General features: G+C 71.4%; 28 protein-coding genes. 9 read left to right on the top strand and 19 right to left on the bottom strand.

What is annotated here, in order from left to right:
- Positions 1–4: 4 nt before the first annotated feature.
- A complete protein-coding gene (locus tag AB0F04_RS13650; protein ID WP_362040966.1) occupies positions 5–895 on the bottom strand; it encodes a GntR family transcriptional regulator in 891 nt (296 codons plus the stop codon).
- Between the two features lie 147 nt (positions 896–1,042).
- Here AB0F04_RS13650 and AB0F04_RS13645 point away from each other — a divergent pair, with 147 nt between their 5' ends.
- Entirely contained in the window at positions 1,043–1,231 is a 189-nt protein-coding gene (locus AB0F04_RS13645; protein WP_031143363.1) for a hypothetical protein, read from the top strand.
- Positions 1,232–1,267: 36 nt separating this feature from the next.
- On the opposite strand, the gene AB0F04_RS13640 is transcribed toward AB0F04_RS13645, so the two are convergent.
- The 3 genes from AB0F04_RS13640 to AB0F04_RS13630 form a co-directional block, all read right to left on the bottom strand.
- Positions 1,268–2,185, bottom strand: coding sequence for a winged helix-turn-helix domain-containing protein (locus AB0F04_RS13640; RefSeq protein WP_362040964.1), 918 nt, complete (start codon positions 2,183–2,185; stop codon positions 1,268–1,270).
- A gap of 249 nt (positions 2,186–2,434) precedes the next feature.
- The gene (locus AB0F04_RS13635; protein WP_362041927.1) at positions 2,435–3,688 is read right to left on the bottom strand and encodes a GNAT family N-acetyltransferase; all 1,254 of its coding nucleotides are present in this window, start codon (positions 3,686–3,688) and stop codon (positions 2,435–2,437) included.
- Between the two features lie 203 nt (positions 3,689–3,891).
- On the bottom strand, positions 3,892–4,521 hold the full coding sequence (locus tag AB0F04_RS13630; protein ID WP_362040962.1) for an aerial mycelium formation protein: 630 nt from the start codon (positions 4,519–4,521) through the stop codon (positions 3,892–3,894).
- A gap of 211 nt (positions 4,522–4,732) precedes the next feature.
- Here AB0F04_RS13630 and dtd point away from each other — a divergent pair, with 211 nt between their 5' ends.
- Positions 4,733–5,158 (top strand): D-aminoacyl-tRNA deacylase, encoded by a 426-nt coding sequence (dtd, locus tag AB0F04_RS13625; protein ID WP_358962532.1) that lies wholly within the window; start codon positions 4,733–4,735, stop codon positions 5,156–5,158.
- Between the two features lie 19 nt (positions 5,159–5,177).
- On the opposite strand, the gene AB0F04_RS13620 is transcribed toward dtd, so the two are convergent.
- The 6 genes from AB0F04_RS13620 to AB0F04_RS13595 all read right to left on the bottom strand — a co-directional run bounded on the left by AB0F04_RS13620 (position 5,178) and on the right by AB0F04_RS13595 (position 9,888).
- On the bottom strand, positions 5,178–6,143 hold the full coding sequence (locus AB0F04_RS13620) for a folate-binding protein (protein ID WP_362040960.1): 966 nt from the start codon (positions 6,141–6,143) through the stop codon (positions 5,178–5,180).
- 10 nt (positions 6,144–6,153) lie between these two features.
- Positions 6,154–6,591, bottom strand: coding sequence for a transcriptional repressor (locus AB0F04_RS13615; RefSeq protein ID WP_097217438.1), 438 nt, complete (start codon positions 6,589–6,591; stop codon positions 6,154–6,156).
- A 51-nt stretch (positions 6,592–6,642) separates the two neighbouring features.
- Positions 6,643–7,218, bottom strand: a complete 576-nt coding sequence (locus AB0F04_RS13610) for an FABP family protein (RefSeq protein ID WP_362040959.1) — start codon at positions 7,216–7,218, stop codon at positions 6,643–6,645.
- A 218-nt stretch (positions 7,219–7,436) separates the two neighbouring features.
- Positions 7,437–8,294 (bottom strand): hypothetical protein, encoded by an 858-nt coding sequence (locus AB0F04_RS13605; RefSeq protein WP_362040957.1) that lies wholly within the window; start codon positions 8,292–8,294, stop codon positions 7,437–7,439.
- The gene (locus AB0F04_RS13600) at positions 8,291–9,142 is read right to left on the bottom strand and encodes a hypothetical protein (RefSeq protein WP_362040954.1); all 852 of its coding nucleotides are present in this window, start codon (positions 9,140–9,142) and stop codon (positions 8,291–8,293) included. The genes AB0F04_RS13605 and AB0F04_RS13600 overlap by 4 nt, the downstream gene beginning before the upstream one ends.
- Positions 9,139–9,888: a hypothetical protein gene (locus AB0F04_RS13595; protein ID WP_362040952.1), complete on the bottom strand. Its 750-nt coding sequence runs from the start codon at positions 9,886–9,888 to the stop codon at positions 9,139–9,141. The genes AB0F04_RS13600 and AB0F04_RS13595 overlap by 4 nt, the downstream gene beginning before the upstream one ends.
- Before the next feature lie 108 nt (positions 9,889–9,996).
- Here AB0F04_RS13595 and AB0F04_RS13590 point away from each other — a divergent pair, with 108 nt between their 5' ends.
- Entirely contained in the window at positions 9,997–10,359 is a 363-nt protein-coding gene (locus tag AB0F04_RS13590; RefSeq protein WP_344466453.1) for a DsrE family protein, read from the top strand.
- Here AB0F04_RS13590 and AB0F04_RS13585 read toward each other — a convergent pair.
- The 9 genes from AB0F04_RS13585 to AB0F04_RS13545 all read right to left on the bottom strand — a co-directional run bounded on the left by AB0F04_RS13585 (position 10,353) and on the right by AB0F04_RS13545 (position 15,789).
- The gene (locus AB0F04_RS13585) at positions 10,353–10,730 is read right to left on the bottom strand and encodes a VOC family protein (protein WP_362040951.1); all 378 of its coding nucleotides are present in this window, start codon (positions 10,728–10,730) and stop codon (positions 10,353–10,355) included. The two genes, AB0F04_RS13590 and AB0F04_RS13585, sit on opposite strands and share 7 nt — an antisense overlap.
- Before the next feature lie 19 nt (positions 10,731–10,749).
- Positions 10,750–11,010, bottom strand: a complete 261-nt coding sequence (locus tag AB0F04_RS13580; RefSeq protein WP_362040949.1) for a DUF3099 domain-containing protein — start codon at positions 11,008–11,010, stop codon at positions 10,750–10,752.
- 85 nt (positions 11,011–11,095) lie between these two features.
- A complete protein-coding gene (locus tag AB0F04_RS13575; protein ID WP_003991226.1) occupies positions 11,096–11,383 on the bottom strand; it encodes a DUF1416 domain-containing protein in 288 nt (95 codons plus the stop codon).
- A 39-nt stretch (positions 11,384–11,422) separates the two neighbouring features.
- Positions 11,423–12,268, bottom strand: a complete 846-nt coding sequence (locus AB0F04_RS13570) for a sulfurtransferase (RefSeq protein ID WP_053670898.1) — start codon at positions 12,266–12,268, stop codon at positions 11,423–11,425.
- A gap of 137 nt (positions 12,269–12,405) precedes the next feature.
- On the bottom strand, positions 12,406–12,486 hold the full coding sequence (locus AB0F04_RS13565) for a putative leader peptide (protein ID WP_350310325.1): 81 nt from the start codon (positions 12,484–12,486) through the stop codon (positions 12,406–12,408).
- Between the two features lie 201 nt (positions 12,487–12,687).
- Positions 12,688–13,425, bottom strand: coding sequence for a DUF2993 domain-containing protein (locus tag AB0F04_RS13560; protein ID WP_362040948.1), 738 nt, complete (start codon positions 13,423–13,425; stop codon positions 12,688–12,690).
- 139 nt (positions 13,426–13,564) lie between these two features.
- Complete coding sequence (locus AB0F04_RS13555; protein WP_362040946.1) at positions 13,565–14,641, bottom strand: hypothetical protein; 1,077 nt, start codon at positions 14,639–14,641, stop codon at positions 13,565–13,567.
- 2 nt (positions 14,642–14,643) lie between these two features.
- A complete protein-coding gene (locus AB0F04_RS13550) occupies positions 14,644–14,898 on the bottom strand; it encodes a MoaD/ThiS family protein (protein ID WP_010036212.1) in 255 nt (84 codons plus the stop codon).
- 39 nt (positions 14,899–14,937) lie between these two features.
- Positions 14,938–15,789, bottom strand: coding sequence for an alpha/beta fold hydrolase (locus AB0F04_RS13545; RefSeq protein WP_362040945.1), 852 nt, complete (start codon positions 15,787–15,789; stop codon positions 14,938–14,940).
- Between the two features lie 172 nt (positions 15,790–15,961).
- On the opposite strand from AB0F04_RS13545, the gene AB0F04_RS13540 reads away from it, so the two are divergent.
- The 6 genes from AB0F04_RS13540 to AB0F04_RS13515 all read left to right on the top strand — a co-directional run bounded on the left by AB0F04_RS13540 (position 15,962) and on the right by AB0F04_RS13515 (position 21,686).
- On the top strand, positions 15,962–16,750 hold the full coding sequence (locus AB0F04_RS13540) for a response regulator transcription factor (protein ID WP_362040943.1): 789 nt from the start codon (positions 15,962–15,964) through the stop codon (positions 16,748–16,750).
- A gap of 127 nt (positions 16,751–16,877) precedes the next feature.
- Positions 16,878–17,900 carry a LacI family DNA-binding transcriptional regulator gene (locus AB0F04_RS13535; protein WP_362040940.1) on the top strand — a complete coding sequence of 341 codons (1,023 nt, stop codon included), beginning with the start codon at positions 16,878–16,880 and terminating at the stop codon, positions 17,898–17,900.
- A 133-nt stretch (positions 17,901–18,033) separates the two neighbouring features.
- Positions 18,034–19,047 carry a trypsin-like peptidase domain-containing protein gene (locus AB0F04_RS13530; RefSeq protein WP_362040938.1) on the top strand — a complete coding sequence of 338 codons (1,014 nt, stop codon included), beginning with the start codon at positions 18,034–18,036 and terminating at the stop codon, positions 19,045–19,047.
- Between the two features lie 47 nt (positions 19,048–19,094).
- The gene (locus tag AB0F04_RS13525) at positions 19,095–19,277 is read left to right on the top strand and encodes a hypothetical protein (protein WP_362040936.1); all 183 of its coding nucleotides are present in this window, start codon (positions 19,095–19,097) and stop codon (positions 19,275–19,277) included.
- 199 nt (positions 19,278–19,476) lie between these two features.
- Positions 19,477–20,214, top strand: coding sequence for a response regulator transcription factor (locus AB0F04_RS13520; RefSeq protein ID WP_362040935.1), 738 nt, complete (start codon positions 19,477–19,479; stop codon positions 20,212–20,214).
- Entirely contained in the window at positions 20,211–21,686 is a 1,476-nt protein-coding gene (locus tag AB0F04_RS13515) for a HAMP domain-containing sensor histidine kinase (protein WP_362040933.1), read from the top strand. The genes AB0F04_RS13520 and AB0F04_RS13515 overlap by 4 nt, the downstream gene beginning before the upstream one ends.
- The last annotated feature ends 96 nt before the right edge of the window (positions 21,687–21,782 follow it).

Here is a 21,782-nt window from a genome sequence, read left to right as displayed (position 1 = left end):
GTCACTAGGAGAGTGTCAGGTCCGTCGTGATGGTTTCCCAGAGGGCGTTGAACCACTTCTGGGATTCCTTCACGAATGCCGCGTCCCGCCGGCCCGTCCGCTCCACGAAGGAGAAGAGCAGGGACTGGGAGCCGAGGACGTCGTACATGTCCAGGGTCTGGCTGCCCCATTCCTCCTCGCGCCTGGTCAGCATGTAGTAGCCCATCAGGGCCTCCTCCTCGTTGAGGAGATACAGCTTCACCGGCGGGGTGAAGGGCAGCGCCCGGAACGTGACATGGACGTCGATGCCGTGCGTCGAGCGCAGCGTCCGCAGGTTGTGCTGGAGGACCTGCCCCTGGGCGTTGCGCATCGCCAGCCAGCGCTGGTGCACCGGGTTGTCGTCGCCGTGGGCCTCGACCGGCACGGGGAACGCCAGCTCGATGTCCCGGGACGGGACCAGGATGCGGACGTCGATCGACTCGGGGTGGAGGCGGCCCTCGTGGATCAGGCGCAGCGGCTCGCCGATGGCGACCATCAACGTCTCCGCCGTGTGGCAGACCACGTCGACCCGGACGCGACGGGCCGAGAACGCCTCGGTCAGGCGCGGGGCCAGACCCACCATGGTGGGCTGGGGCTCCCCTCGGGTGGCGGCCGGGACGGCGACCCGTGGCGGACTGCCCTTGCTGACGTCGGCGAGGAGACCGTCGTCCTGGAGGGCCCGCAGGGCCTGGCGGACCGCGCCCCGCTCCACGCCGAACTCCTCGGCGAGCCGGGTCTGGGTGGGCAGGCGGTCCCCCGGCCTGAGCTCCCCGGCCCGGATGCGTTCCCGCAGGCTGTCGGCGATCTCCTGGGGCGATGACCTTCTGCTGCCGTTGACTGCCACGTTCTCCGCCACGCTCTCCTGGGCCACGACCAAACGCTACAACTTTGATCCATCTGACGGGAGTTGCTTGAAAGTTGTTTATAACTAGGGACCAAGTGGGGACAACTTAATCAGAGTTGGTTGCCAACTTCTCAAAGTTGGCGGAAGTTTTGCTTCCGGACTTCCGAAGGGGGAACACCGATGCCCGCCCTCGCTCTCCTCTCCGCCGCCTTCGTCGTCGCCTTCGAACAGCTCGTCCAGTGGAAGTACGGTCCGGCCGGCATCGTGGGCCTGATCCTTCTCACCGTCGGCGTCAAGGCCAAGAGCCCGGCCGTCAGTTCCGCGGGAGCCGTCGTGCTCGCGCTGCTGATGACGGGGCCCGCACGATGACCCACCGCACCGCACCGGAACGACCCGTGGGGGACGTCAGTCCGTGAGCACCAGCTCCGAACTGATCGTCTCCCACAGTGCGTTGAACCACAGGTGCGACTGCTCCACGAACGTCGTGTCGCGCAGCCCGGCGCCCTGCCGGAAGGCGAACAGCATGGACCGGGTGCCCTGGGCGTCGTACAGCGCCGGCTGCTCGCGGTCGGTCTCGGCCTCACGGCGCGTCAGCGTGTAGTACGCGAACAGCGCCTCCGTGCCGTTCAGCAGGTACAGCTTCACCGGCGGGGTGAAGGGCAGGGCCCGGAACGTGACGTGCACGTCGATGCCGTGGGTGGCGCGCAGGGCCAGCAGGTTGTGCTCGAGGACCTGCCCCTGGGCGTTGCGCATCGTCAGCCACCGCTCGTGCACCCAGTCGTCGCCGCGCCCCTCGACCGGCACCGGGAAGGCCAGGTCGATGTCCCGGCTCGGCAGCAGCACCCGGACGTCGACCTTGGCCGGTTTCAGCCGTCCGGCGTGGATCTGCCGCAGCGGTTCACCGATGGCCAGCGTGAGGGAGACGGACGTCAGGCACACGGCGTCGATCTCGACGTGCTCCGCCGCGAAGGCCTCCGCGATCCGGGGTGCGAGAGCCACCGTCGTGGGCCGCGGCGGCGCTTGCGGGCCGGTCAGCACGCCGACGGGGTCGGACGCGACGGTCGCCGGACTGCCCTTGGACACGTTGGTGAGCAACCGCTCGGACTGCAGGATCCGCAGCGCCTGCCGCACGGCACCGCGCTCGACCTCGAACTCCTGTGCCAGCTGCGCCTGGGTGGGCATGCGCTCACCCGGGCGCAGCGCTCCCGACCTGATCCGGGCGCGCAGCTCGTCGGCCACCTGGTGATGTGTTCTCTGTGGCCGTCCTGACCTCTTCCGTCCGTTGACGGAGTCATGTTCCGGGTCCACCACTGAACAGTACAACTTCCCGCCATCTTCCGGCAGTTCAGGGAAAGGTGGTTATGAGCCGCTTCCCGGCGGAGATAAGTACAGAGAAGTTGGTAGCCAACTTGGGGAACATGGTCAGACCTCAGGGAGGTTGGCCACCCGCAGGGGACTCCCTTCCGGAGGGGAGCCGGGAGTCCCGCCCGGCCGGCACGGCCGCACGACAACCACAACCGAACAGCTCACTACGGATGCGGGTCCCCAGCACACCGGCAGGAAGGGAGCGGCTCAGAACATGTCCGGGCACCACGGCCGCCTGGACGTACGCAGCAGGGCGTCGGCCTTCCGGGCGGCGCCCACTCGTCCTTCGCGCACCCGCCCCAGCGCCGCCAGCCGCACCGCCGACTCGTCCCCGAGCCACAGCGCCGACAACTCCCCCAGCCCCAGCTCGAGTTCCGCGCTCCCGGTGGTCGGCGTGCAGGACGCCCCCTCGGGCGAGGCCTGAAGCCGGTAGCGCCCGCCGGTCAGCCCGTCCACGCCGGCGACCTCCAGCACCAGGGCCCCCTGACCCTCGTACGTCCGCGCCTCCAGCGCCCGCTCGACGTCCAGGATCCGCACCCACAGCCAGTCCGCCAGCGAGGTGATCCGGGCCGCCCTCGGGTCGGGCAGGAAGTGCGGGAGCAGGTCGTCGGGCGCCCGCCGGCCGCTCTTCACCTTCACGACCCAGTCGACGGAGCAGACGTACTCCCACAGCGCGCGTTCCGCTGCCGGTGTCGTGCCGATCAGCCACCGCACGGTCGCCGTGTTCAACGGCTGCTTGGCGTCGCCCCAGTTGTCGTCCACCTCGTAGGCTGCCATGCCCTCGACCTCGCCGGAGGCCGAGCGGTACACGGCGTAAAAGGGCGGCTTCCACGACGGGTCCCAGCGCAGGACGCCGGTGTTCACCTTCCACCACGTCTCGTCGCGGTCGATGGCACCGGGCAGCCCCCGGCGCAGCCGCTCGTGCAGTTCGGGGCCGAGCTTGCGGACGTCCTCGCCCTCCACCAGATCGATCCGCCCGCCGTCCGCCGGACCCGCCCAGCGGGCGTCGAGGCCCGCGCGCGGCACGTCGACCGTCCACTCCGCCATCCGGGTCGCCGGCCCGAAGCCGTAGCGGCCGTAGATCGGGTACTCGGCGGCGATCAGCGTCGCGACGACGTCCCCGCGGTCCTTCGCGGCCGCCAGGTCCTTCGCCATCATCCGGCTGAGCAGTCCGCGGCGGCGGTGGGTGGCGGTGACGGTGACGCCCGAGATCGCGTCGGCCGGGAGCAGGGCCCCGCCGACGGCCGTGAGCTCCTGGTCGAAGGAGCGGAAGGTCGCCACGCACCTGCCCCGGTCGAAGGCCCCGAGGTAACGGCCCTCGACGAACCGCCCGCGCCGGCCCTCGACCTCCTCCCCGGAGAGCGCGGCCGCCCGCAGGAAGCCGGTGTTCACGGCCCGCAGCCAGTCGGTGAACTCGCCCTCGGTGATCGGGCGTATGTCGATGTCGTCGGCACGGGGCATGGAAGCCATGACTTCACGCTAGGCACAGGACCGGTCGGTGTCGCGTGAATATCCGACCGGCCCTCCACCCGGCCCCGGAGCTCCGGGGGAGCCTGCTCGAGCGGGCCGCGCAGCGGACCCCGCCCGCCCGGCGGTAAGGCGTGGGACGGCCGCGCGGCCGTCCTCCGAGCGCCGCGGTCTTTCGGCGCCCGGCCCGGAGCGGCTCAGACCAGCAGGTCCTCGACCTGCGCCTCCCCCTCGCGGTAGCGGCGCGCGATCTCCGCGCCGCACTCGTCGGCCGTGCGCTGGAGCCGCCGGCGGCGCCGGGAGACCTGCTGCTCGTGCCGCTCGAGCCGGCCCATCGCCGTGTTGAGCTCCAGGTCCGTGCGCGCGTCCAGGTCGGACAGCTCGACCTCGGCGAGCATCTCCGCGGCCAGCCGCCGGTACTCCTCGCCCTGCGGTGTGCCCAGGGTGACGTGGCGGGCCGAGGAGCGGTGCCGGGCCGGGGCGTCCCGCAGGATCTCCGCCAGCCGCTCCACCACCGAGGTCTCCTCGGCCACGGCGACGGAGGCGGCGTCCGCCGGGGCACGCCGGGTCACCTCGGCGCGCAGGATGTCGATGCGTCCCTGGAGCAGCCGCCGCAGATAGCTCAGGTCGGCCTCGTCCCGCTGGGCCTCGCGGCGCAGGGTGCGCAGTTCGGGCAGGCTCAGCGCGGGCAGCTCCGGCCCGGAGGTGTCCGAGGGCAGCCTCGGGCTGTCCGTGCGCTGTGTGGGCGGCCGGTGGTACTCCGACGCGCCGATCCCCGTGTACGACCGGAAAGCCGCCTGCTGCTGTCCGGTGATTGATGTGCTCATGTGCCTCAACCGTCCCCTCGACCGGTGTGTTCAAGCATCGTGCCACCCCAAGTGGCCGCTATGGGAACGAGTGCCCCCGATAGACCCCAGATGGGCGGTATAGCAGCAAAATACGTCCGTGCAGGGGCTGTTGGCGCCCGCGCAAACCACCCTTTCGGGCCATGCGCCGACCGGCCGAGGCGCGAATGTCACCGCCCTGCATGATGGACGTATGCGAGCAGTGGTGCAGAGGGTGGACGGCGCGAGCGTCGTCGTGGACGGCGAGACGGTGGGGGCGATCGAGGGCGAGGGGCTGTGCGTCCTCGTCGGCGTCACCCACGAGGACACCAAGGAGAAGGCGGCCCAGCTGGCCCGCAAGCTCTGGTCGATCCGGATGCTGCACGACGAGAAGTCCTGCAGCGACGTCGACGCACCGCTCCTGGTGATCAGCCAGTTCACCCTCTACGGCGACGCCCGCAAGGGCCGCCGCCCCACCTGGAACGCCGCCGCCCCCGGGGACGTGGCCGAACCGCTGGTCGACGAGGTCGTCGCCCGGTTGCGCTCCCTGGGCGCGACGGTGGCCACGGGCCGTTTCGGAGCGGCGATGCGTGTATCACTGACGAACGACGGCCCGTTCACCGTGCAGATCGAAATCTGACCCGAAAGATCTACAAGTCCTACGGCTCGACGACGACTTCCTGGGCCGCGGCGGTGTCCCCGGCCACCAGCGGGGCGTCCGGCGCCACGTTCCGCTTCACCAGGGCGAGGGCGACCGGGCCGAGCTCGTGGTGGCGGGCGGACGTCGTGATGAAGCCGATCTTGCGGCCGTCGGGGCCCTCGTCCGCGAGCCGCAGCTCCGTCCCGGCCGCGGGCAGGTGGACCTCGCTGCCGTCGAGGTGCAGGAAGACCAGGCGGCGCGGCGGCTTGCCCAGGTTCTGGACCCGGGCGACCGTCTCCTGGCCCCGGTAGCAGCCCTTCTGCAGGTGCACCGCCGAGCCGATCCAGCCCAGCTCGTGCGGGATGGTGCGGTGGTCGGTCTCGAAACCGAGCCGGGGCCGGTGCTGCTCCACGCGCAGCGCCTCGTAGGCGAGGATCCCGGCGGGCGGCCCGGCCTGCCCGGCGAACGCCTCCAGATCGGCGCGCGGCAGGAACAGGTCCCGGCCGTGCGGCGTCTCCCGTACGACGACGCCGTCCGGCACCTCGGCGATGGAGCCGGCCGGGAGGTGCACCACGGCGATCTCGTCCGTGCGGTCGGCGACCTCGACCTTGTAGAAGAACTTCATCGACTCCAGGTAGGCGATCAGCGCCTCCTGGGTGCCCGGCTCCGCATGGGCCCAGACCGTCGCGCCGTCGTCGACGAGGTACAGCGCGTGCTCGATGTGGCCGTTCGCGGAGAGGATCAGCGCCTCGGTCGCCCGGCCCACCGGCAGGTCGCTGACGTGCTGGGTGAGCAGCAGGTGCAGCCAGGCCAGCCGGTCCTCGCCGGTGACGGTGACGACCCCCCGGTGCGAGAGGTCCACGAATCCGGTGCCGTCGGCGAGGGCGCGCTGCTCACGGAACAGGTCGCCGTAATGGGCGGCGACGCCTTCGTCCACGCCCTCCGCGGGGACGGCGCCGGGCAGGGTCAGCAGGGGGCTCTTCATATCCGTAAGCCTACGACTCGGTAGTTGAAGCCTTGAGCGTGCAGTCCTCGCACCGGCCGAAGATCGCGAAGTGCTTCATGTCGGTGTCGAAGCCGAACGTCTGCCGCAGCTTGTCGGTGAACTCGGCGGCCACCGAGACGTCCGCCTCGATCACGTTCTGGCAGTCCCGGCAGACCAGGTGGATGTGGTGGTGCCGGTCCGCGAGGTGGTACGTCGGCGCCCCGTGCCCCAGGTGCGCGTGACTGACCAGCCCGAGCTCCTCCAGAAGCTCCAGCGTCCGGTACACCGTCGAAATGTTGACCCCCGACGCCGTCTTCCTCACTTCCACGAGGATGTCGTCGGGGGTCGCGTGCTCAAGGGTGTCCACGGCTTCGAGCACGAGTTGCCGCTGCGGGGTCAGCCGGTAGCCGCGCTGCCGCAGATCACTCTTCCAGTCGGTGCTCACCACACCCAAGAGTCTAGGACCACTTGCGCGGGACCGGTCGAGGAAGGCCCGGGCCTACTTGAAGAAGGCGATGCCGTCGTCCGGCATGTCGTCGGGCAGGGCCTTGGCCCAGCGCTCGACCTCCTCCGGGGTGACGACCTTCTTCAGGTGGGCGGACATGTACGGGCGCAGCTCGACCTCGGGGGTCTGCTTCTCGCCGACCCACATCAGGTCGCTCTTGACGTAGCCGTACAGCCGCTTGCCACCGGTGTAGGGCTGGGAGGCGGCCGTGCGGGCCACCGCGTCCGTCACGAGGTCGATCTGCGGCTTCTTGTCGGCCAACTCGCCGTACCAGATCTCGATGACGCCGTCGTCGCGGGTCATCGTCACCTCGACCTTGCGGTCGGCGTCGATCCGCCAGTAGCCGTGCTCGGACTCCAGGGGACGGATCTTGTTGCCGTCCTTGTCCAGCACCCAGCTGTGGGACTGGTACTCCAGGAAGTCCCGGCCGTCGTGGGCGAAGGTGACCTCCTGCCCGAAGTTGCACTTCTCGGAGCCGGGGAAGTCGTGCACGCCGGCGCCCGCCCAGTTGCCGAGCAGGAAGGCGAGCGGGACGAGGTCCTTGTGGAGGTCGGACGGGATCTCGATCATGGGAACTTCCTAGACGTGGGTCAGCGCTGGCCCTGGTACAGCTTCTTCACGGTCAGTCCGGCGAAGGCGAGGACGCCGACGGCGACCAGGACCAACAGGATTTCGAAGAAGATCTCCACGGGGTGCTCCTTGAGCGGGGGTGCGAACGGTTGCACAGGGCCGAGCCCAGCTTACGCGGCCGGGATCCGGGCCTCTTGACGAGGTACGGCCGTGCGACCTCAGCCGAGCAGCCGGCTCTGCAGCGTCACCGTCTGCTGGAAGGGCACGGCCCGCGCGCCGCCCTTCCGGGACTGCACGACCAGCGCGAGGGTGTCGCCGGCGGCGAGGTAGGCGTGGCGGACGTGCTCGCCGCCGTGCGGCCTGGACTCGTCGTAGACCACGCGCTGCACGTCCTCCACCAGGGCCTCCTGGGGGAACGTCCGGTCGTTGGCCGAGGTCGCGGCGCCGCGCAGCGGGAACTTCGGCGCGCTGAAGGGGGCGAAATAAGGCCCCAGCAGCGCGTCCACGACCGCCGCGGTGTCGAACTGGAGCAGATAGATCCGCGTACGCGTACCGTCCGGCATGCTCCAGCCGCGAGCGGCGATGTGCCGCAGCCCGTGATCGGTGAGGTGCCGCCCGAGTTCCGCGCGGTCGTCCTTCGCGGCGTATTCCGCCAGGAAGTCCTTCCGCGCCAGCCAGCCGTCCGCGCCCCGCAGTGTCCCGTCGTCCCGGGCGCCGGCGGGAGCGGGCAGAAGCAGCGCCCGCAGGTCGGCGTGGTGCGTGCCGGCCCTGTTGGCCTCGGCGAAGGGGCCCGGGCTGCCGGAGGGCAGCGGCGGCCTGGTGAGCGCCGGGTACTCCCAGCGCCCGTCCGACTCCGTCGAGAGCCCGGGTAGGTCGGTCCGCTCCAGCCTCGTGAGGCCGTACGCCGTGCCCGCGCCGACCACCGCGAAGACGGCCACGGCGGTCGTCCAGCGCAGGACGGCCCGCAGGGCTCCGCGGTCCTTGCGGTCCCTGTCGTCCCGGTGCACAGGCGCCGGGGGTGCCTCCGGCACGACCTGCTCCGCGGGCCGTACGGCGGTCTGCTGCTCCTCGGTCATATCGCCTTCCCCGGCTCGGTGATGCGGTCGAGCTGCTCGCGGAACAGCGCCGCGGCCCCCTTGGTGTCGAGTGGCTTCGCACCGTCCGCGAGAGCGGTGACCAGGACGTTCCCGACGTGCGCGAAGCAGAGCATCGTCTCCAGCTCCTCGTCGTCGTCCTTCGGCGGCAGGAAGCAGGAGGCGTCCTTGTGGCCCTTGATCCTCGGGCCCGTACGGAAGTTTTCCAAGGAGTCGAGGAACGCGCTGCTCATCCGCGAGGCCTCCCGGACGGCGTCGCGGTTCTCCATCCGGAAGAGCTGGACGCGCAGGGCGACGGCGTCGTCGGTGAAGCCGTCGGAGAGCTGGGTCGTGCTGAGGTAGCTGCGCATGGCGATGCCGCTGATGCGCTGCTGGTCGACGGCCTTCTCCAGTCGCTTGCGCTGAGTGCGCGGCAGGCCGCTCAGCGCCTCCTTGCGCAGGGCCGTGGCCTCCTGCCCGCTCAGCGCGGCGTCCGGGCCGTACTCGCCGAGATCGGGGCCCGGCCCCCAGCCGTCGGTCCCGTACGGCACGAGCATGCCGGCGAGCCCCGTGGGGGCGGCCTTCTTCTCCGTCTTCGGCTCGCTCCTGGCCTCGGGGGAGGCCCAGACCGGCGCGCCCGCGTCCCGGTCGGCGCCGTTCACGGCCACGACGGTGTACCCCACGCCGCCGACGACGGCGACCGCCAGCAGCGCGGAGGCGGCGGCAGCGGCGGCCCGGGCGCGGCGTGCGGGCTTCTCGGCGACCCGGGGGACGGGCTGGGACACGGTCCCCGCCTCGACCGGCTCGACCGGCTCGACCGGCTCGACCGGCTCGACATGGTTGTCACTCACAGCCGCTCCATCTGCCGCTCGGCCAGGTCCATGATCTTCGCCTTGGAGATCGGCTCGGTGTCCACGATCCACATCTCCAGGCCGATGTCGCCGCGCCAGGCGTGTGCCTCTGCGGTGTACATGGGCAGGTAACCGGGTCTGGTCTCGGGTCGCGTATGGACGTAGGCACGCCCGTTCCCGGAACCGGGGATCGCCCAGCTGTCGGTGCCTCCCTCGTCCTCGACCCAGTACTGGGTGTTCTTCACGTTCCCGGCGGCGGCGAGCGTCTCCTCCTGCCGGAACTGCACCAGGCGGATCTCCACCTCCTGGGTGCGGCCGACCAGCCAGCCGGTGACGGCCGCGCGCCGGAACTCGTCGCCGACGATCTCGCCGAACATCTCGCCCGGCTTCTCGTAGAGGCCGGTGTAAGCCGCCAGGTCCAGCCAGCCGTCCTTACCCATCAGGCGGGTGGCGTCCCGCGCCCCGCGCGGCTTCTCCAGCAGCAGCTCGCGCAGGTCGCCGTCGGTCTTCACCCGCCGGTCCTGTGCGGCCGACAGCGGCTCGGGCCCCTCGCCCTTCGCCTGCCCCACCACCGGCTGCGCGAGCGAGGGCAGCTTCGTGGGCGCGCGGTGCACCTGTACGAGGTAACCGGCGCAACCGCCGGCGATCAGCCCCAGCACGGCGGCGCCACCGATCAGCACCGCCGTACGCCGCCGCCGACGCGGCCCGGGCCGGGGCGCGGCGGCCACTTCTTCCTCTGCTTCCAAGACGTCCCCCCACACACACAGAACGCGAGTCGCGCATTCCGTATGCGCGCGCACAGGAGACCCTCGGTCGATGGCCACGGTTGCACGGGAGTTGATTACGATTCGGCCATGGCGAAGAAGCTGGTGATCAAGGTGACGGCGGGGGCCGACGCACCCGAGCGGTGCTCTCAGGCGTTCACGGTGGCGGCGGTGGCCGTCGCCAGCGGCGTCGACGTCTCCCTGTGGCTGACCGGCGAGTCCGCCTGGTTCGCCCTGCCCGGCCGGGCCGCCGAGTTCGAGCTGCCCCACGCGGCTCCCCTGCCCGACCTGCTGGACTCCCTCCTCGCGGGCGGCCGGGTCACCCTGTGCACGCAGTGCGCGGCCCGCCGCGACATCACCGAGCAGGACGTCATCAAGGGCGTGCGGATCGCGGGTGCGCAGGTCTTCGTCCAGGAGGCGATGGCGGACGGGACGCAGGCGCTCGTCTACTGAGGCGCTTCCGTGTAGAGGCAGAACGGGTGGCCCGCCGGGTCCAGGAGCACCCGGACGTCTTCCTGCGGCTGGAACTCCGCGAGCCGCGCGCCCTCGGCGACGGCACGCGCGGTCGCCCGTTCCAGGTCCTCGACCTCGAGGTCGAGGTGCATCATCATCTGCTGCCGGCCGGGGCCGCTCGGCCAGACGGGCGGCACGTACCCGGGTTCGGTCTGGAAGGACAGCCCCGTGCCACCCCCGGGCGGCCGGATGTGCACCCAGTCCGGGCCGTCCTCGCCCGGCCGTACGGCCCAGCCGGGCAGCAGCCGCAGATAGAAGTCCGCCAGTTCGCGAGCGTCCGGTGCGTCCAGCGTCGCCGCCGCCAAGCGCATGGCCCTCCCCCCGGCCGGTTCAGGACCGGCGCTTCCTGCCGTCCAGCTCGTCCCACCATTCGTCGGACTGCGGATCCCCGGAGGGGTCGTCCCACCACCGGTCCTCCGGGCCCCGCCGGTTCGCCACCATGGCCGCCACGGGCGGGATGACCATGGCGACCACGCACATCCCGACGGCGACGGGGACGGACCACAGCCGCACGACACCCCAGGCCAGCACGAAGAGGCCGATGCACAGGCCCATCATCGCGAAGTATGTGTGACGCCGGCGTGCGTACATGTCTCCAGCGTAGGTCCGGGCACGCCGAAGGGCCGCACCCCAGGCGTCCAACCCGGGGGGTGCGGCCCCTCTGGCACTCTCGCCGTCAGACGGCGATCGCGACCTCCGCCAGGCCGCCCTGCTGGGCGACGACCGTGCGGTCGGCGGTGGCGCCGGGCACGAGGGCACGGACGGTCCAGGTGCCCTCGGCCGCGTAGAAGCGGAACTGTCCGGTCGCCGAGGTCGGCACCTCGGCCGTGAACTCGCCGGTCGAGTCCAGCAGACGGACGTAGCCCACCACGGGCTCGCCGTCCTTGGTCACCTGACCCTGGATGGTGGTCTCACCGGGCTTGATCGTCGAGGCGTCGGGGCCGCCGGCCTTCGCACCGCACATGTCGTACTCCTGAAGTTGGGAAAGTTCGGTGGGGGTTGGTTACTTGTTGGCGCCGAGCTCGATCGGCACGCCCACGAGGGAGCCGTACTCGGTCCAGGAGCCGTCGTAGTTCTTGACGTTCTCCACACCGAGGAGCTCGTGCAGCACGAACCAGGTCAGCGCGGAGCGCTCACCGATGCGGCAGTAGGCGATGGTGTCCTTGGCCAGGTCGACCTGCTCCTCGGCGTAGAGCTCCTTGAGCTCCTCGTCCGACTTGAAGGTGCCGTCGTCGTTGGCGTTCTTGGACCACGGGATGTTGCGGGCGCTCGGCACGTGGCCGGGGCGCTGCGACTGCTCCTGCGGCAGGTGGGCCGGGGCGAGCAGCTTGCCGGAGAACTCGTCGGGCGAACGCACGTCGACGAGGTTCTGCGAACCGATGGCGGCCACGACGTCGTCGCGGAAGGCACGGATGGAGGTGTCCTGGGCCTTGGCCTTGTAGTCCGTCTTCGGACGCTCCGGCACCTCGTCGCCGGCGACGAGCTCGCGGGCGTCGAGCTCCCACTTCTTGCGGCCGCCGTCGAGGAGCTTGACGCTGTCGTGGCCGTACAGCTTGAAGTACCAGTAGGCGTACGAGGCGAACCAGTTGTTGTTGCCGCCGTAGAGGACCACGGTGTGGTCGTTGCCGATGCCCTTGTCGGACAGGAGCTTCTCGAAGCCCTCCTGGTCGACGAAGTCACGGCGGACCGGGTCCTGCAGGTCCTGCGTCCAGTCGATCCGGATGGCGTTGCGGATGTGGTTCTTCTCGTAGGCGGACGTGTCCTCGTCCACCTCGACGATGGCGATGGTCGGGTCGTCCAGGTGCTCCTGGAGCCAGTCGGCGTCAACCAGGACGTCGTTGCGGCTCATGCTTCTTCTCCTCCGGGGCAGTTACGGCGGGGCGTGCGAGGTCTGCAGGGCGCGCCCTTGAGGCAGGGCGGCGCACGGGTGCCCGTGATGCGGGGCTGCGGGGATGCGCGCGCCGGCGCGACTGCCGACGCGATCGCTCAGAAGGTGCGACAGAGCATGGCGGCGACGCGGCACAGGTCTACTGCCCGCCGCTTCGTGAGGTCCGCCTGTCGCTTCATAGCCTCGATCGTAGGGACGGTCGGGCGGGCATGTCACCGGTGTGTCGCATGCTGAGACGTGATGGTCCGCGATGTGGGATCAAGACGGGGCGCGAGGCCTCCGGGCCGGGTCGCGACCCGATGCGCCGGCCGTCACATCTGAGCCGCGGACACCGCCGTCTCGCCCACCGGACACCCCTGGTCCGCCGCCCTGCGCCCTCTCTACCCGGCCAGCCGGACGTCGGAACCCTTCACCGTGATCTCGACGCCGTCCGGGGCGGCCTGGACGGTGTCCACCTTGATGCCGCCGGGCAGCCCGTCGATCTTCTGCTGGAAGTCGGTGATCGCCCGCACGCGGTTCTCGGCGATGTCGACACCGCCGAAGCTGGGCAGGCCGTCGGCGTGCACGCGGACGGTGCCGTCCTCCACCTTCACCGAGCTGAGCACGGAGACCGGCTTCGGGAGTTTGCTGCCCAGCACCGTGGCCTCGACGGTCACCTTGATCTTGCCGTTGCCGCCGTCGGAGAGGCCGACGACGTTGGCGGTGACGCCCGGGGCGACCTGCGTGGGCTCGGACTTCGCCGTCTTCAGCAGCTCGTCGTAGGCGATGGTCGCGGTGCCGGTGGCGCTGGTGGCGGTGGCGGAGCTGTAGTCGCCGGAGAACTCGACGCCCTTCATGTCGGCCCGGAGGTCGTCGATACGGATCTTCCGGCCCTCGTTGCCCGTGGCGGCCTCGTAGTCCTTGATGCCGACCTCGACGTCGTCCAGGGAGCCGCCGGCGACCTGGGTGAGGAAGGGGAAGCCCTTGATCGACACGTCCGGGGTCGCCGACAGGTTCTCCGTGGTCCTCAGCCGGTCGGCGGCCTCGTCCTCGGCGAAGTTGACCGCGACGCGATCGGCGATCACGAAGAGGCCGCCCAGGATCACGACGAAGATCAGCAGTATTCGCAGTGCGCGCATGCGGTGTGTCCCCCACCGGTCCGGTGTTTCGACGACCCGGTGGCCGTCCCTTGCGCGAGGGTAACGCCGAGCGGAAGGGGGACCGGAGCATTGTTGATCATCTGTGACGGGCCGGAGGCCCGGTGTCCGGGCCTCCGCGCTACGCCAGCGCCCGGCCCAGGACGTAGACCGCCGGGGCCGCCGCCGCCAGGGGCAGGGCCACGCCCGCCGTGAAGTGGACGAACCGGGACGGGTAGTCGTAGCTCGCGACCCGGTGCCCGATCAGGGCGCAGACGGCGGCGCCCGCGCCGAGCAGGGCACCGGAGGTGCCGACGCCCGTGACCGACCCGGCCGCGACGCCCGCGCCCGCCGCGGCGAGCAGGGACACCACGACCGAGGCCGGAGTCGGCAGCGGCAGGGCACGGGCCGGGACGGCCACCGCCACGGCCACCGCGCCCACGGTCACCGCGTCGGCGGCGGCCGCGAGGTACCCGCCGGCCACGATCGCCAGCGCCGAGGCCGCGACCGTCGCCATCAGGCCGTACATCCGCTCCTCCGGGTCGGCGTGCGAGCGCAGCTGCAGGACCAGCGCCAGCAGTACCCACACCCCGAGCGTGCCGAGGATCGCCGCCGGGGAGCCGTCCGAGACCAGCAGGGCGGCGTCGCCGGCCAGCGCGCCCGCGAAGCCCAGGGCGATGCCCTGCCGGGCGGGCCACATCCCGTTCAGCCGGAACCAGCCCGCCGCGATGACGGCCTGGAGGATCACCAGCGGCACGAGCAGCGCGTACGTCCCGACCGCCGCAGCGCCGGCCAGCAACAGCCCGAGCAGCGCCGTCAGCGCGGCCGGCTGCATTCCGGGCTCGATGATCGGGGAGCGTCCCTCCGCCCGGGCCCGCTGGGCGTCCGTGACGCGCGTGTTCCCGCCGACGGTGGCGGGGCCGTAGCCCGAGGCGTCGGCGGCGCCGGCCGGGTCCGCCGGTCCCTGGGCCGGGGGGTCCTGGCGCGGCGGGGGCGACTGGGGCGTCAGGATCGCCGTCTCCGGGTCCGGCGCCTGCGCGGACACCGCCTGGTGGTTCTGCGTCTCCCAGGTCTGCCCCTGCCACTGCTGCGTGTACTGCTGAGCGGCGTGCGGGTCGTACCCCTGGTAGCCCTGCCCGGGCCACGCCCGCGGCTGCTGCTGCCCGTAGGGGTCGTAGCCGTCGTACGGCTGCTGGGGCTGGTTCGGCTGGTCGGTCATCGTCACCCTCCTGCGAACGGCGGGAGCACCTCGACCGTGCCGCCGTCGGCCAGCCGTACCGTCTCATGGCCGCGGGTGCCCACGGGATCACCGTCCACGAGGAACGAGCACCGGCGCAGGACGCGCTCGAGTTCGCCGGGGTGCCGCTCGCGCACCCCGTCGAGCGCCTCGGCGAGCGTGGCCGCCTCGTACGGCTCCTCGGCCACCCCGGCCGCGGCCTTGGCGGCGGCCCAGTAGCGCACCGTGACCTTTGGCATCTGCTTCCTCAATGAATTCGGACGGTGAACCCCGTCAGGCTAGCCCGCCCGGGCGACGCCCCACTCCCCGATCCGGACCAGCAACTCGTCGGCCGCCGCGTGCTCGGCGTGCCCCATGCCCGGCTCCAGCCACAGTTCGCCCTGGTCACCGGCGGCCGCGGCCAGCATCCGCGGATGGTCGACGGGGAAGTAGCCGTCGGCGTCGCCATGCACGATCAGCAGCGGGGTCGGGGCGATCCTCGGCACCGCCTCCACCGGCGAGAGGGGCACCGGGTTCCAGTCCCGGTGGTGGATGCGGGTACGGAACCCGTACCGGCCCACGACCCGCCCCTCGGGCCGGGTCACCAGCCAGTGCAGCCGCCGCATGGGCGCGGTGCCCCGGTAGTACCAGCGGGCCGGTGAGCTGACCGACACCACCGCGTCGGTCTGCCGCGGGTGCAGCGCCGCGTGGCGGAGCACCACCGAGCCGCCCATGGAGAAGCCGACGGTCACCACCCGCGCGTGCCCGTGACCGCGCGCCCAGGCCACCGCCGCGGCCAGGTCCAGCACCTCCCGGTCGCCGACCGTGGAGTGGCCGCCGGACATCCCGTGCCCGCGGAAGGAGAAGGTGACCACGCCCCCGTACCGGGCGAACGCCTCCGCGATCCGCCGCACGTGCGGGCGGTCCACCGCGCCGGTGAAGCCGTGGGCGACGACGAACACCGGATGACCGGAAGGCGTCCCGGAGGTGTCGTGCGCCGCCGCCCCCGGCTCGTACACGGCGTCGATCGCGACACCGTCGGACGTCCGCAGAAACGCCCGCGACGACATCCGCACACGCTTCCCCCCGTTCGTCTCGGAATGCGGACGATCGGTGGAACGCGCCACATGACCTGCCGGACCAGAGCTCATGTGGGCTATTCTGCTGGGCAGAGGACTCGGGCACCGTAGCCCCCGGGTCCTTTTGTGCTTTCGGAAGCGTTGTATACGACGCGGGAAACCGCAGGTGTACGGGGCCTTCGGGATCGCAGAGCGGTGCTGTGCCAACAAACGTCCTCGCAGGGACCGAGGAGGAACCAGACGTATGAGTTCTCTGCTGCTCCTGACCAATGCCCTCCAGCCGTCGACGGAGGTGCTCCCCGCCCTCGGCCTGCTCCTGCACAACGTGCGTGTGGCGCCCGCGGAGGGGCCGGCCCTCGTCGACACCCCCGGCGCCGACGTCATCCTCGTCGACGGCCGCCGCGACCTGCCGCAGGTCCGCAGCCTGTGCCAGTTGCTGCGCTCCACCGGACCGGGCTGTCCGCTCGTCCTGGTCGTCACCGAGGGCGGCCTCGCCGCCGTCACCGCGGACTGGGGCATCGACGACGTCCTGCTCGACACCGCCGGCCCGGCCGAGGTCGAGGCGCGGCTGCGGCTGGCCATGGGCCGGCAGCAGATCGTCAGCGACGACTCCCCCATGGAGATCCGCAACGGCGACCTGTCGGTGGACGAGGCGACGTACTCGGCGAAGCTCAAGGGCCGCGTCCTCGACCTCACCTTCAAGGAGTTCGAGCTCCTGAAGTACCTCGCGCAGCACCCCGGCCGGGTCTTCACCCGCGCCCAGCTGCTCCAGGAGGTCTGGGGCTACGACTACTTCGGCGGTACGCGCACGGTCGACGTGCACGTACGGCGGCTGCGCGCCAAGCTCGGACCGGAGCACGAGTCGTTGATCGGCACCGTCCGGAACGTCGGTTATCGATTCGTTACGCCGGAGAAGCCGGAGAAGATGGAGCGCCCCGCCGAGGAGGCGAAGGCCAAGGCGGCCGAGGCAAAGACGGACAAGGCGGACGAGTCGGCCGCCCTGGACGCCGCCGACGCCCGCGCCAAGGCCTGAGAGGCGTCATGCGGCCCCGACCTGGGCATCGCTATCCGCACAGGGTGCCCCGGACGGCGGTCGGGATATCGTACGGAACCTCCTTTACGCCCTGCCCGCGGCAGGTATATCCGCGTAGACTCCGCGCGTGGCCAAGGTGACTCGGGATGATGTGGCGCGGCTGGCAGGGACTTCCACTGCCGTCGTCAGCTACGTCATCAACAACGGACCCCGGCCGGTCGCCCCGGCCACGCGCGAGCGTGTCCTCGCCGCGATCAAGGAGCTGGGGTACCGGCCCGACCGGGTCGCCCAGGCGATGGCCTCCCGGCGCACGGACCTCATAGGCCTGATCATCCCGGACGCCCGCCAGCCCTTCTTCGGGGAGATGGCGCACGCGGTCGAGCAGGCCGCCTCCGAGCGCGGGAAGATGGTCCTGGTCGGCAACACGGACTACGTGGCCGAGCGCGAGGTCCACTACCTGCGCGCCTTCCTCGGCATGCGGGTCTCCGGCCTGATCCTCGTCAGCCACGCGCTCAACGACCTGGCCGCCGCCGAGATCGAGGCCTGGGACGCCCGCGTCGTGCTGCTGCACGAACGGCCCGAGGCCATCGACGACGTCGCCGTCACCACGGACGACCTGGGCGGCGCCGAACTCGCCGTCCGGCACCTGCTGGAGCACGGCTACGAGTACGTCGCCTGTATGGGAGGCATAGCCGAGACCCCCGCGGTCGGCGACCCGGTCTCCGACCACGTCGAGGGCTGGCGCCGCGCGATGGAGGACGCCGGGATCTCCACGGAGGGCCGCCTCTTCGAGGCGCTCTACAACCGCTACGACGCCTACCAGGCCGCCCTGAAGATCCTTTCGGGCCCCGAGCGCCCGCCGGCGATCTTCTGCTCCACCGACGACCAGGCGATCGGCCTGCTGCGCGCCGCGCGCGAGCTGCGCATCGACGTCCCCGGCGAGCTGGCGGTGGCCGGCTTCGACGACATCAAGGAGGCGGCCCTCGCCGACCCGCCCCTGACGACGGTCGCCTCCGACCGTCCGGCGATGGCCCGGGCGGCGGTGGATCTCGTCCTCGACGACGGGCTGCGGGTCGCGGGAACCCGGCGCGAACGGCTGAAGGTGTTCCCCTCACGCCTGGTCACCCGGCAGTCCTGCGGCTGCCCGTAGGCCCCCGGCTCCAAAGCCGCGGGCCTCTTCGTTCCGGGGCGGCGGCCGCCTTTATATCGGGCATACGAGGTTCTGTCGGGCTTCTCAGGGAGCACTCAGGAAGCTCTCATGGTCGGGCGACAAGCTCTGTTCCATGACCGAGAGCTTCCACCGCAGTGGCGAACACGAGAACCCTTACGAGGGTCAGCAGCAGGCCCCGGTGAACCCCGAGTGGCCGCCCCCGCCGGCGTACGCCCCGGCACATGCTCCGCATCCGAAGAAGCGCACCCGCGGGCCCCTGGCCCTGATCGCCGCCGTGGCGATCGTCGCGGCGGCGATAGGCGGCGGCACCGCCTACGGCATCCAGGAACTGACCGGCAACGACACCGTCGCCTCCAGCTCCACCAGCACCAACGTCGTCCCCTCCAGCCAGAAGGGCACGGTCGCCGGGGTCGCGAAGGCGGTCAGCCCGAGCATCGTCGAGATCAGCGCCGAGTCCAACGCCGGGTCCTCCACCGGCTCCGGCGTGATCATCACCAGCGGCGGCGAGATCGTCACCAACAACCACGTCGTCGCCGGGGCCTCGCAGATCAAGGCGACCACCAGCGACGGCAAGTCGTACACCGCGAAGGTCGTCGGCACCGACAGCAAGAAGGACCTGGCGCTGATCAAGCTGGAGAACGCCTCCGGCCTGAAGGCGGCCACGCTCGGCGACTCGGCCGGGCTCCAGGTCGGCGACCAGGTCGTGGCGATCGGCTCCCCCGAAGGGCTGTCCGGCACCGTCACCAGCGGCATCATCTCGGCCCTCGACCGTGACGTCACCGTCCCGACCGAGGAGGGCCAGGACCAGGGCCAGCAGCAGTGGGGCCAGGGGCAGGGCGACCAGTGGCCGTTCGAGTTCGGCGGACGCCAGTTCAACGGCGACACCGGCAACGACACCACGACGTACAAGGCGCTCCAGACCGACGCGTCCCTCAACCCGGGCAACTCCGGCGGTGCGCTGATCGACATGAACGGCAACATCATCGGGATCAACTCCGCGATGTACTCGCCGGCCGGGCAGGCCTCCTCGTCCTCCGACGCGGGCAGTGTCGGCCTCGGCTTCGCCATCCCGATCGACACCGTCAAGGCCGACCTCGCGAAGCTGCGGGCGGGTTCGACCGACTGAGTCCCGGCCATCGACAGTTCGACAGCTCGACAGTGAGGAGTACGGCGATGATCCAGCAGGTGGTGCACACGGAGCCGGGCGACGACCCGGCGGCGATCGGGCCGGCCCTGGCGGTGGCGTACGCCCTGCACCCGCCGACGGGCCGGGCGGCGGAGGTGGCACCGGCGGCCACGACGACGCGCAGGACGGGCCGGTCCGCGAGGGCGCGACGCCGGGCGGGACGAGGCTGAGGCACGTCCCGCCGCAGCCCGCCACCGGGGCGGCGCCCGCCCGTCACCGTCGTCGGCCCCCGGGGACCGGCAGACGCTCCCGCGCAACCGCCCACCACGGTCCGGCACTCGCCCCCCGCCCCCGCCCGCCGGCGTGCGACGCTGAGAGCGTCAGAGGAGCAGCACCCCCGTCCCCCTTCACCCCCGAGGACCCCGAGCCATGAGCCCCGCAGACGGCGACCGTGACCCGCAGCGCATCCTGATCGTCGACGACGAGCCGGCCGTACGCGAAGCACTCCAGCGCAGCCTCGCGTTCGAGGGATACGGGACCGAGGTCGCCGTCGACGGCGCGGACGCCCTGGACAAGGCGGCGGCCTACCGGCCGGACCTGCTGGTCCTCGACATCCAGATGCCACGCATGGACGGCCTGACGGCGGCCCGCCGCATCCGCGCCACCGGCGACACCACGCCGATCCTCATGCTCACCGCCCGCGACACGGTCGGCGACCGCGTCACCGGCCTCGACGCGGGCGCCGACGACTACCTGGTCAAGCCCTTCGAACTGGACGAACTCTTCGCCCGGATCCGCGCCCTCCTGCGCCGCAGCTCCTACGCGGCGGCCGTGGGGGCGGCGGGCCCGGCCGACGAGGACGCGCTCACCTTCGCCGACCTGCGCATGGACCTCTCGACACGGGAGGTCACGCGGGGCGAGCGCCACGTGGAGCTGACCCGCACGGAGTTCACGCTCCTGGAGATGTTCATGGCGCACCCGCGCCAGGTCCTCACCCGGGAGCAAATCCTCAAGGCCGTCTGGGGCTTCGACTTCGAGCCGTCGTCGAACTCCCTCGACGTGTACGTGATGTACCTGCGCCGCAAGACCGAGGCGGGCGGGGAGGCGCGCCTCGTCCACACGGTGCGGGGCGTCGGCTACGTGCTGCGGCAGGGCGGCGCGGAGTGAGTTCCCGGACGGTCCTGCGGCGGTTCCGCTCCCTGCCGATCCGGTCCCGGCTGGCCCTGCTGGTGGCGGCGGCGGTGGCGTTCGCGGTGGCGGCGGTGTCGGTGACATGCTGGTTCATCGTGCAGGGGAAGCTGTACGACGAGATCGACAACGACCTGAAGTCGTCGGTCGCGCCGCTGCGTTCGGACGAGTTCCAGGCGCTCACCGACGAGTGCCTCCAGAGCCCTTCCGACTCGCTGGGCATGGGGTCGCGGCCCAAGACCTACGGGCAGCTGGTCCGCGTCGACGGCACGCTGTGCCTCTTCCCGAGCTCCACGACCCAGGTGCGCGTCACCGGCGACGACAAGGCCGTGGCCAAGAACCCCGACCCGAACCAGGGCCACATCCGCGACGGCACGGACGAACACGGCAACAAGCTGCGCGTCCTGACGACGGCGGTCGTCATCAAGGACGGGCCCGTGACGCGGGGCGTCGCCGCCGACTACTCCCTCGTCATCGCACTGCCGCTCAAGGGCACCCAGTCCACCCTCAACGAGCTGGCCCTGATCCTCCTCCTGGTCTCCGGCGTCGGAGTCCTCGGCGCCGGAGCCGCCGGTCTGGCCGTCGCCCGGGCCGGGCTGCGCCCCGTCGACAAGCTGACCGAGGCGGTCGAGCACGTGGCCCGTACGGAGGACCTGCACATCCGCATCCCCGTGGAGGACGACAGCGAGGACGAGATCGCCCGCCTGTCCCGGTCCTTCAACTCGATGACGTCGGCGCTGGCCAGCTCCCAGGAACTCCAGCAGCAGCTGATCGCGGACGCCGGCCATGAACTCCGCACCCCCCTCACCTCCCTCCGTACCAACATCGAACTCCTCACCCGCAGCGAGGAGACGGGCCGCCCCATCCCCGAGGCGGACCGCAAGGCGCTGCTCGCGTCGGTGAAGGCGCAGATGACGGAGCTGGCCGCGCTCATCGGCGACCTCCAGGAACTGTCCCGCCCCGACACGGGCCAGCACGGGGGCCGGACCCAGATCGTCGCCTGGCAGGACACGGTCGAGTCGGCACTGCGACGGGCCCGGCTGCGGGGTCCGGAACTGACGATCACGGCGGACATCGAGCCCTGGTTCGTCCGCGCGGAACCCTCCGCCCTGGAACGGGCGATGGTCAACATCCTGGACAACGCCGTGAAGTTCAGCCCGCAGGGCGGCACGATCGAGGTACGCCTGGCCTCGGGCACCCTCACGGTCCGCGACCACGGCCCGGGCATCCCCGCCGACGAACTCCCCCACGTCTTCGACCGCTTCTGGCGCTCCCCGAGCGCCCGGGCCCTCCCGGGCTCCGGCCTGGGCCTGTCGATCGTGGCCCGCACGGTGCAGCAGGCGGGCGGCGAGGTGTCCCTCACCCCGGCGGAGACCGGCGGCACGACGGTGACGGTACGACTGCCGGGGGCGTCGGTGCCGCCCCCGGAGGACCCTCCTGCCCCTGTCTGAGGGACATCTCGCCCGCCCAGCTGTCGATGTCCTGTCATACCCGTCAGTAGCGCACACTCCTGCCGCTGTTCTGACATCTTCATCACCGTCACAGAA

The organism is Streptomyces sp. NPDC029041, from assembly GCF_040637515.1.
In the GTDB taxonomy this organism is placed as follows: domain Bacteria; phylum Actinomycetota; class Actinomycetes; order Streptomycetales; family Streptomycetaceae; genus Streptomyces.
Note: the sequence above shows the minus strand (reverse complement) of the source record. Positions and strands in the feature narration are given on the sequence as shown.

Coding starts and splice junctions, on each gene's coding strand:
- AB0F04_RS13645 (WP_031143363.1), top strand. CDS start 1,043: ATGCCCGCCCTCGCTCTCCTCTCCGCCGCCTTCGTCGTCGCCTTCGAA.
- AB0F04_RS13635 (WP_362041927.1), bottom strand. CDS start 3,688: ATGCCCCGTGCCGACGACATCGACATACGCCCGATCACCGAGGGCGAG.
- AB0F04_RS13630 (WP_362040962.1), bottom strand. CDS start 4,521: ATGAGCACATCAATCACCGGACAGCAGCAGGCGGCTTTCCGGTCGTAC.
- dtd (WP_358962532.1), top strand. CDS start 4,733: ATGCGAGCAGTGGTGCAGAGGGTGGACGGCGCGAGCGTCGTCGTGGAC.
- AB0F04_RS13620 (WP_362040960.1), bottom strand. CDS start 6,143: ATGAAGAGCCCCCTGCTGACCCTGCCCGGCGCCGTCCCCGCGGAGGGC.
- AB0F04_RS13610 (WP_362040959.1), bottom strand. CDS start 7,218: ATGATCGAGATCCCGTCCGACCTCCACAAGGACCTCGTCCCGCTCGCC.
- AB0F04_RS13605 (WP_362040957.1), bottom strand. CDS start 8,294: ATGACCGAGGAGCAGCAGACCGCCGTACGGCCCGCGGAGCAGGTCGTG.
- AB0F04_RS13590 (WP_344466453.1), top strand. CDS start 9,997: ATGGCGAAGAAGCTGGTGATCAAGGTGACGGCGGGGGCCGACGCACCC.
- AB0F04_RS13585 (WP_362040951.1), bottom strand. CDS start 10,730: ATGCGCTTGGCGGCGGCGACGCTGGACGCACCGGACGCTCGCGAACTG.
- AB0F04_RS13580 (WP_362040949.1), bottom strand. CDS start 11,010: ATGTACGCACGCCGGCGTCACACATACTTCGCGATGATGGGCCTGTGC.
- AB0F04_RS13575 (WP_003991226.1), bottom strand. CDS start 11,383: ATGTGCGGTGCGAAGGCCGGCGGCCCCGACGCCTCGACGATCAAGCCC.
- AB0F04_RS13570 (WP_053670898.1), bottom strand. CDS start 12,268: ATGAGCCGCAACGACGTCCTGGTTGACGCCGACTGGCTCCAGGAGCAC.
- AB0F04_RS13565 (WP_350310325.1), bottom strand. CDS start 12,486: ATGAAGCGACAGGCGGACCTCACGAAGCGGCGGGCAGTAGACCTGTGC.
- AB0F04_RS13560 (WP_362040948.1), bottom strand. CDS start 13,425: ATGCGCGCACTGCGAATACTGCTGATCTTCGTCGTGATCCTGGGCGGC.
- AB0F04_RS13555 (WP_362040946.1), bottom strand. CDS start 14,641: ATGACCGACCAGCCGAACCAGCCCCAGCAGCCGTACGACGGCTACGAC.
- AB0F04_RS13550 (WP_010036212.1), bottom strand. CDS start 14,898: ATGCCAAAGGTCACGGTGCGCTACTGGGCCGCCGCCAAGGCCGCGGCC.
- AB0F04_RS13545 (WP_362040945.1), bottom strand. CDS start 15,789: ATGAGCTCTGGTCCGGCAGGTCATGTGGCGCGTTCCACCGATCGTCCG.
- AB0F04_RS13540 (WP_362040943.1), top strand. CDS start 15,962: ATGAGTTCTCTGCTGCTCCTGACCAATGCCCTCCAGCCGTCGACGGAG.
- AB0F04_RS13530 (WP_362040938.1), top strand. CDS start 18,034: ATGACCGAGAGCTTCCACCGCAGTGGCGAACACGAGAACCCTTACGAG.
- AB0F04_RS13525 (WP_362040936.1), top strand. CDS start 19,095: ATGATCCAGCAGGTGGTGCACACGGAGCCGGGCGACGACCCGGCGGCG.
- AB0F04_RS13520 (WP_362040935.1), top strand. CDS start 19,477: ATGAGCCCCGCAGACGGCGACCGTGACCCGCAGCGCATCCTGATCGTC.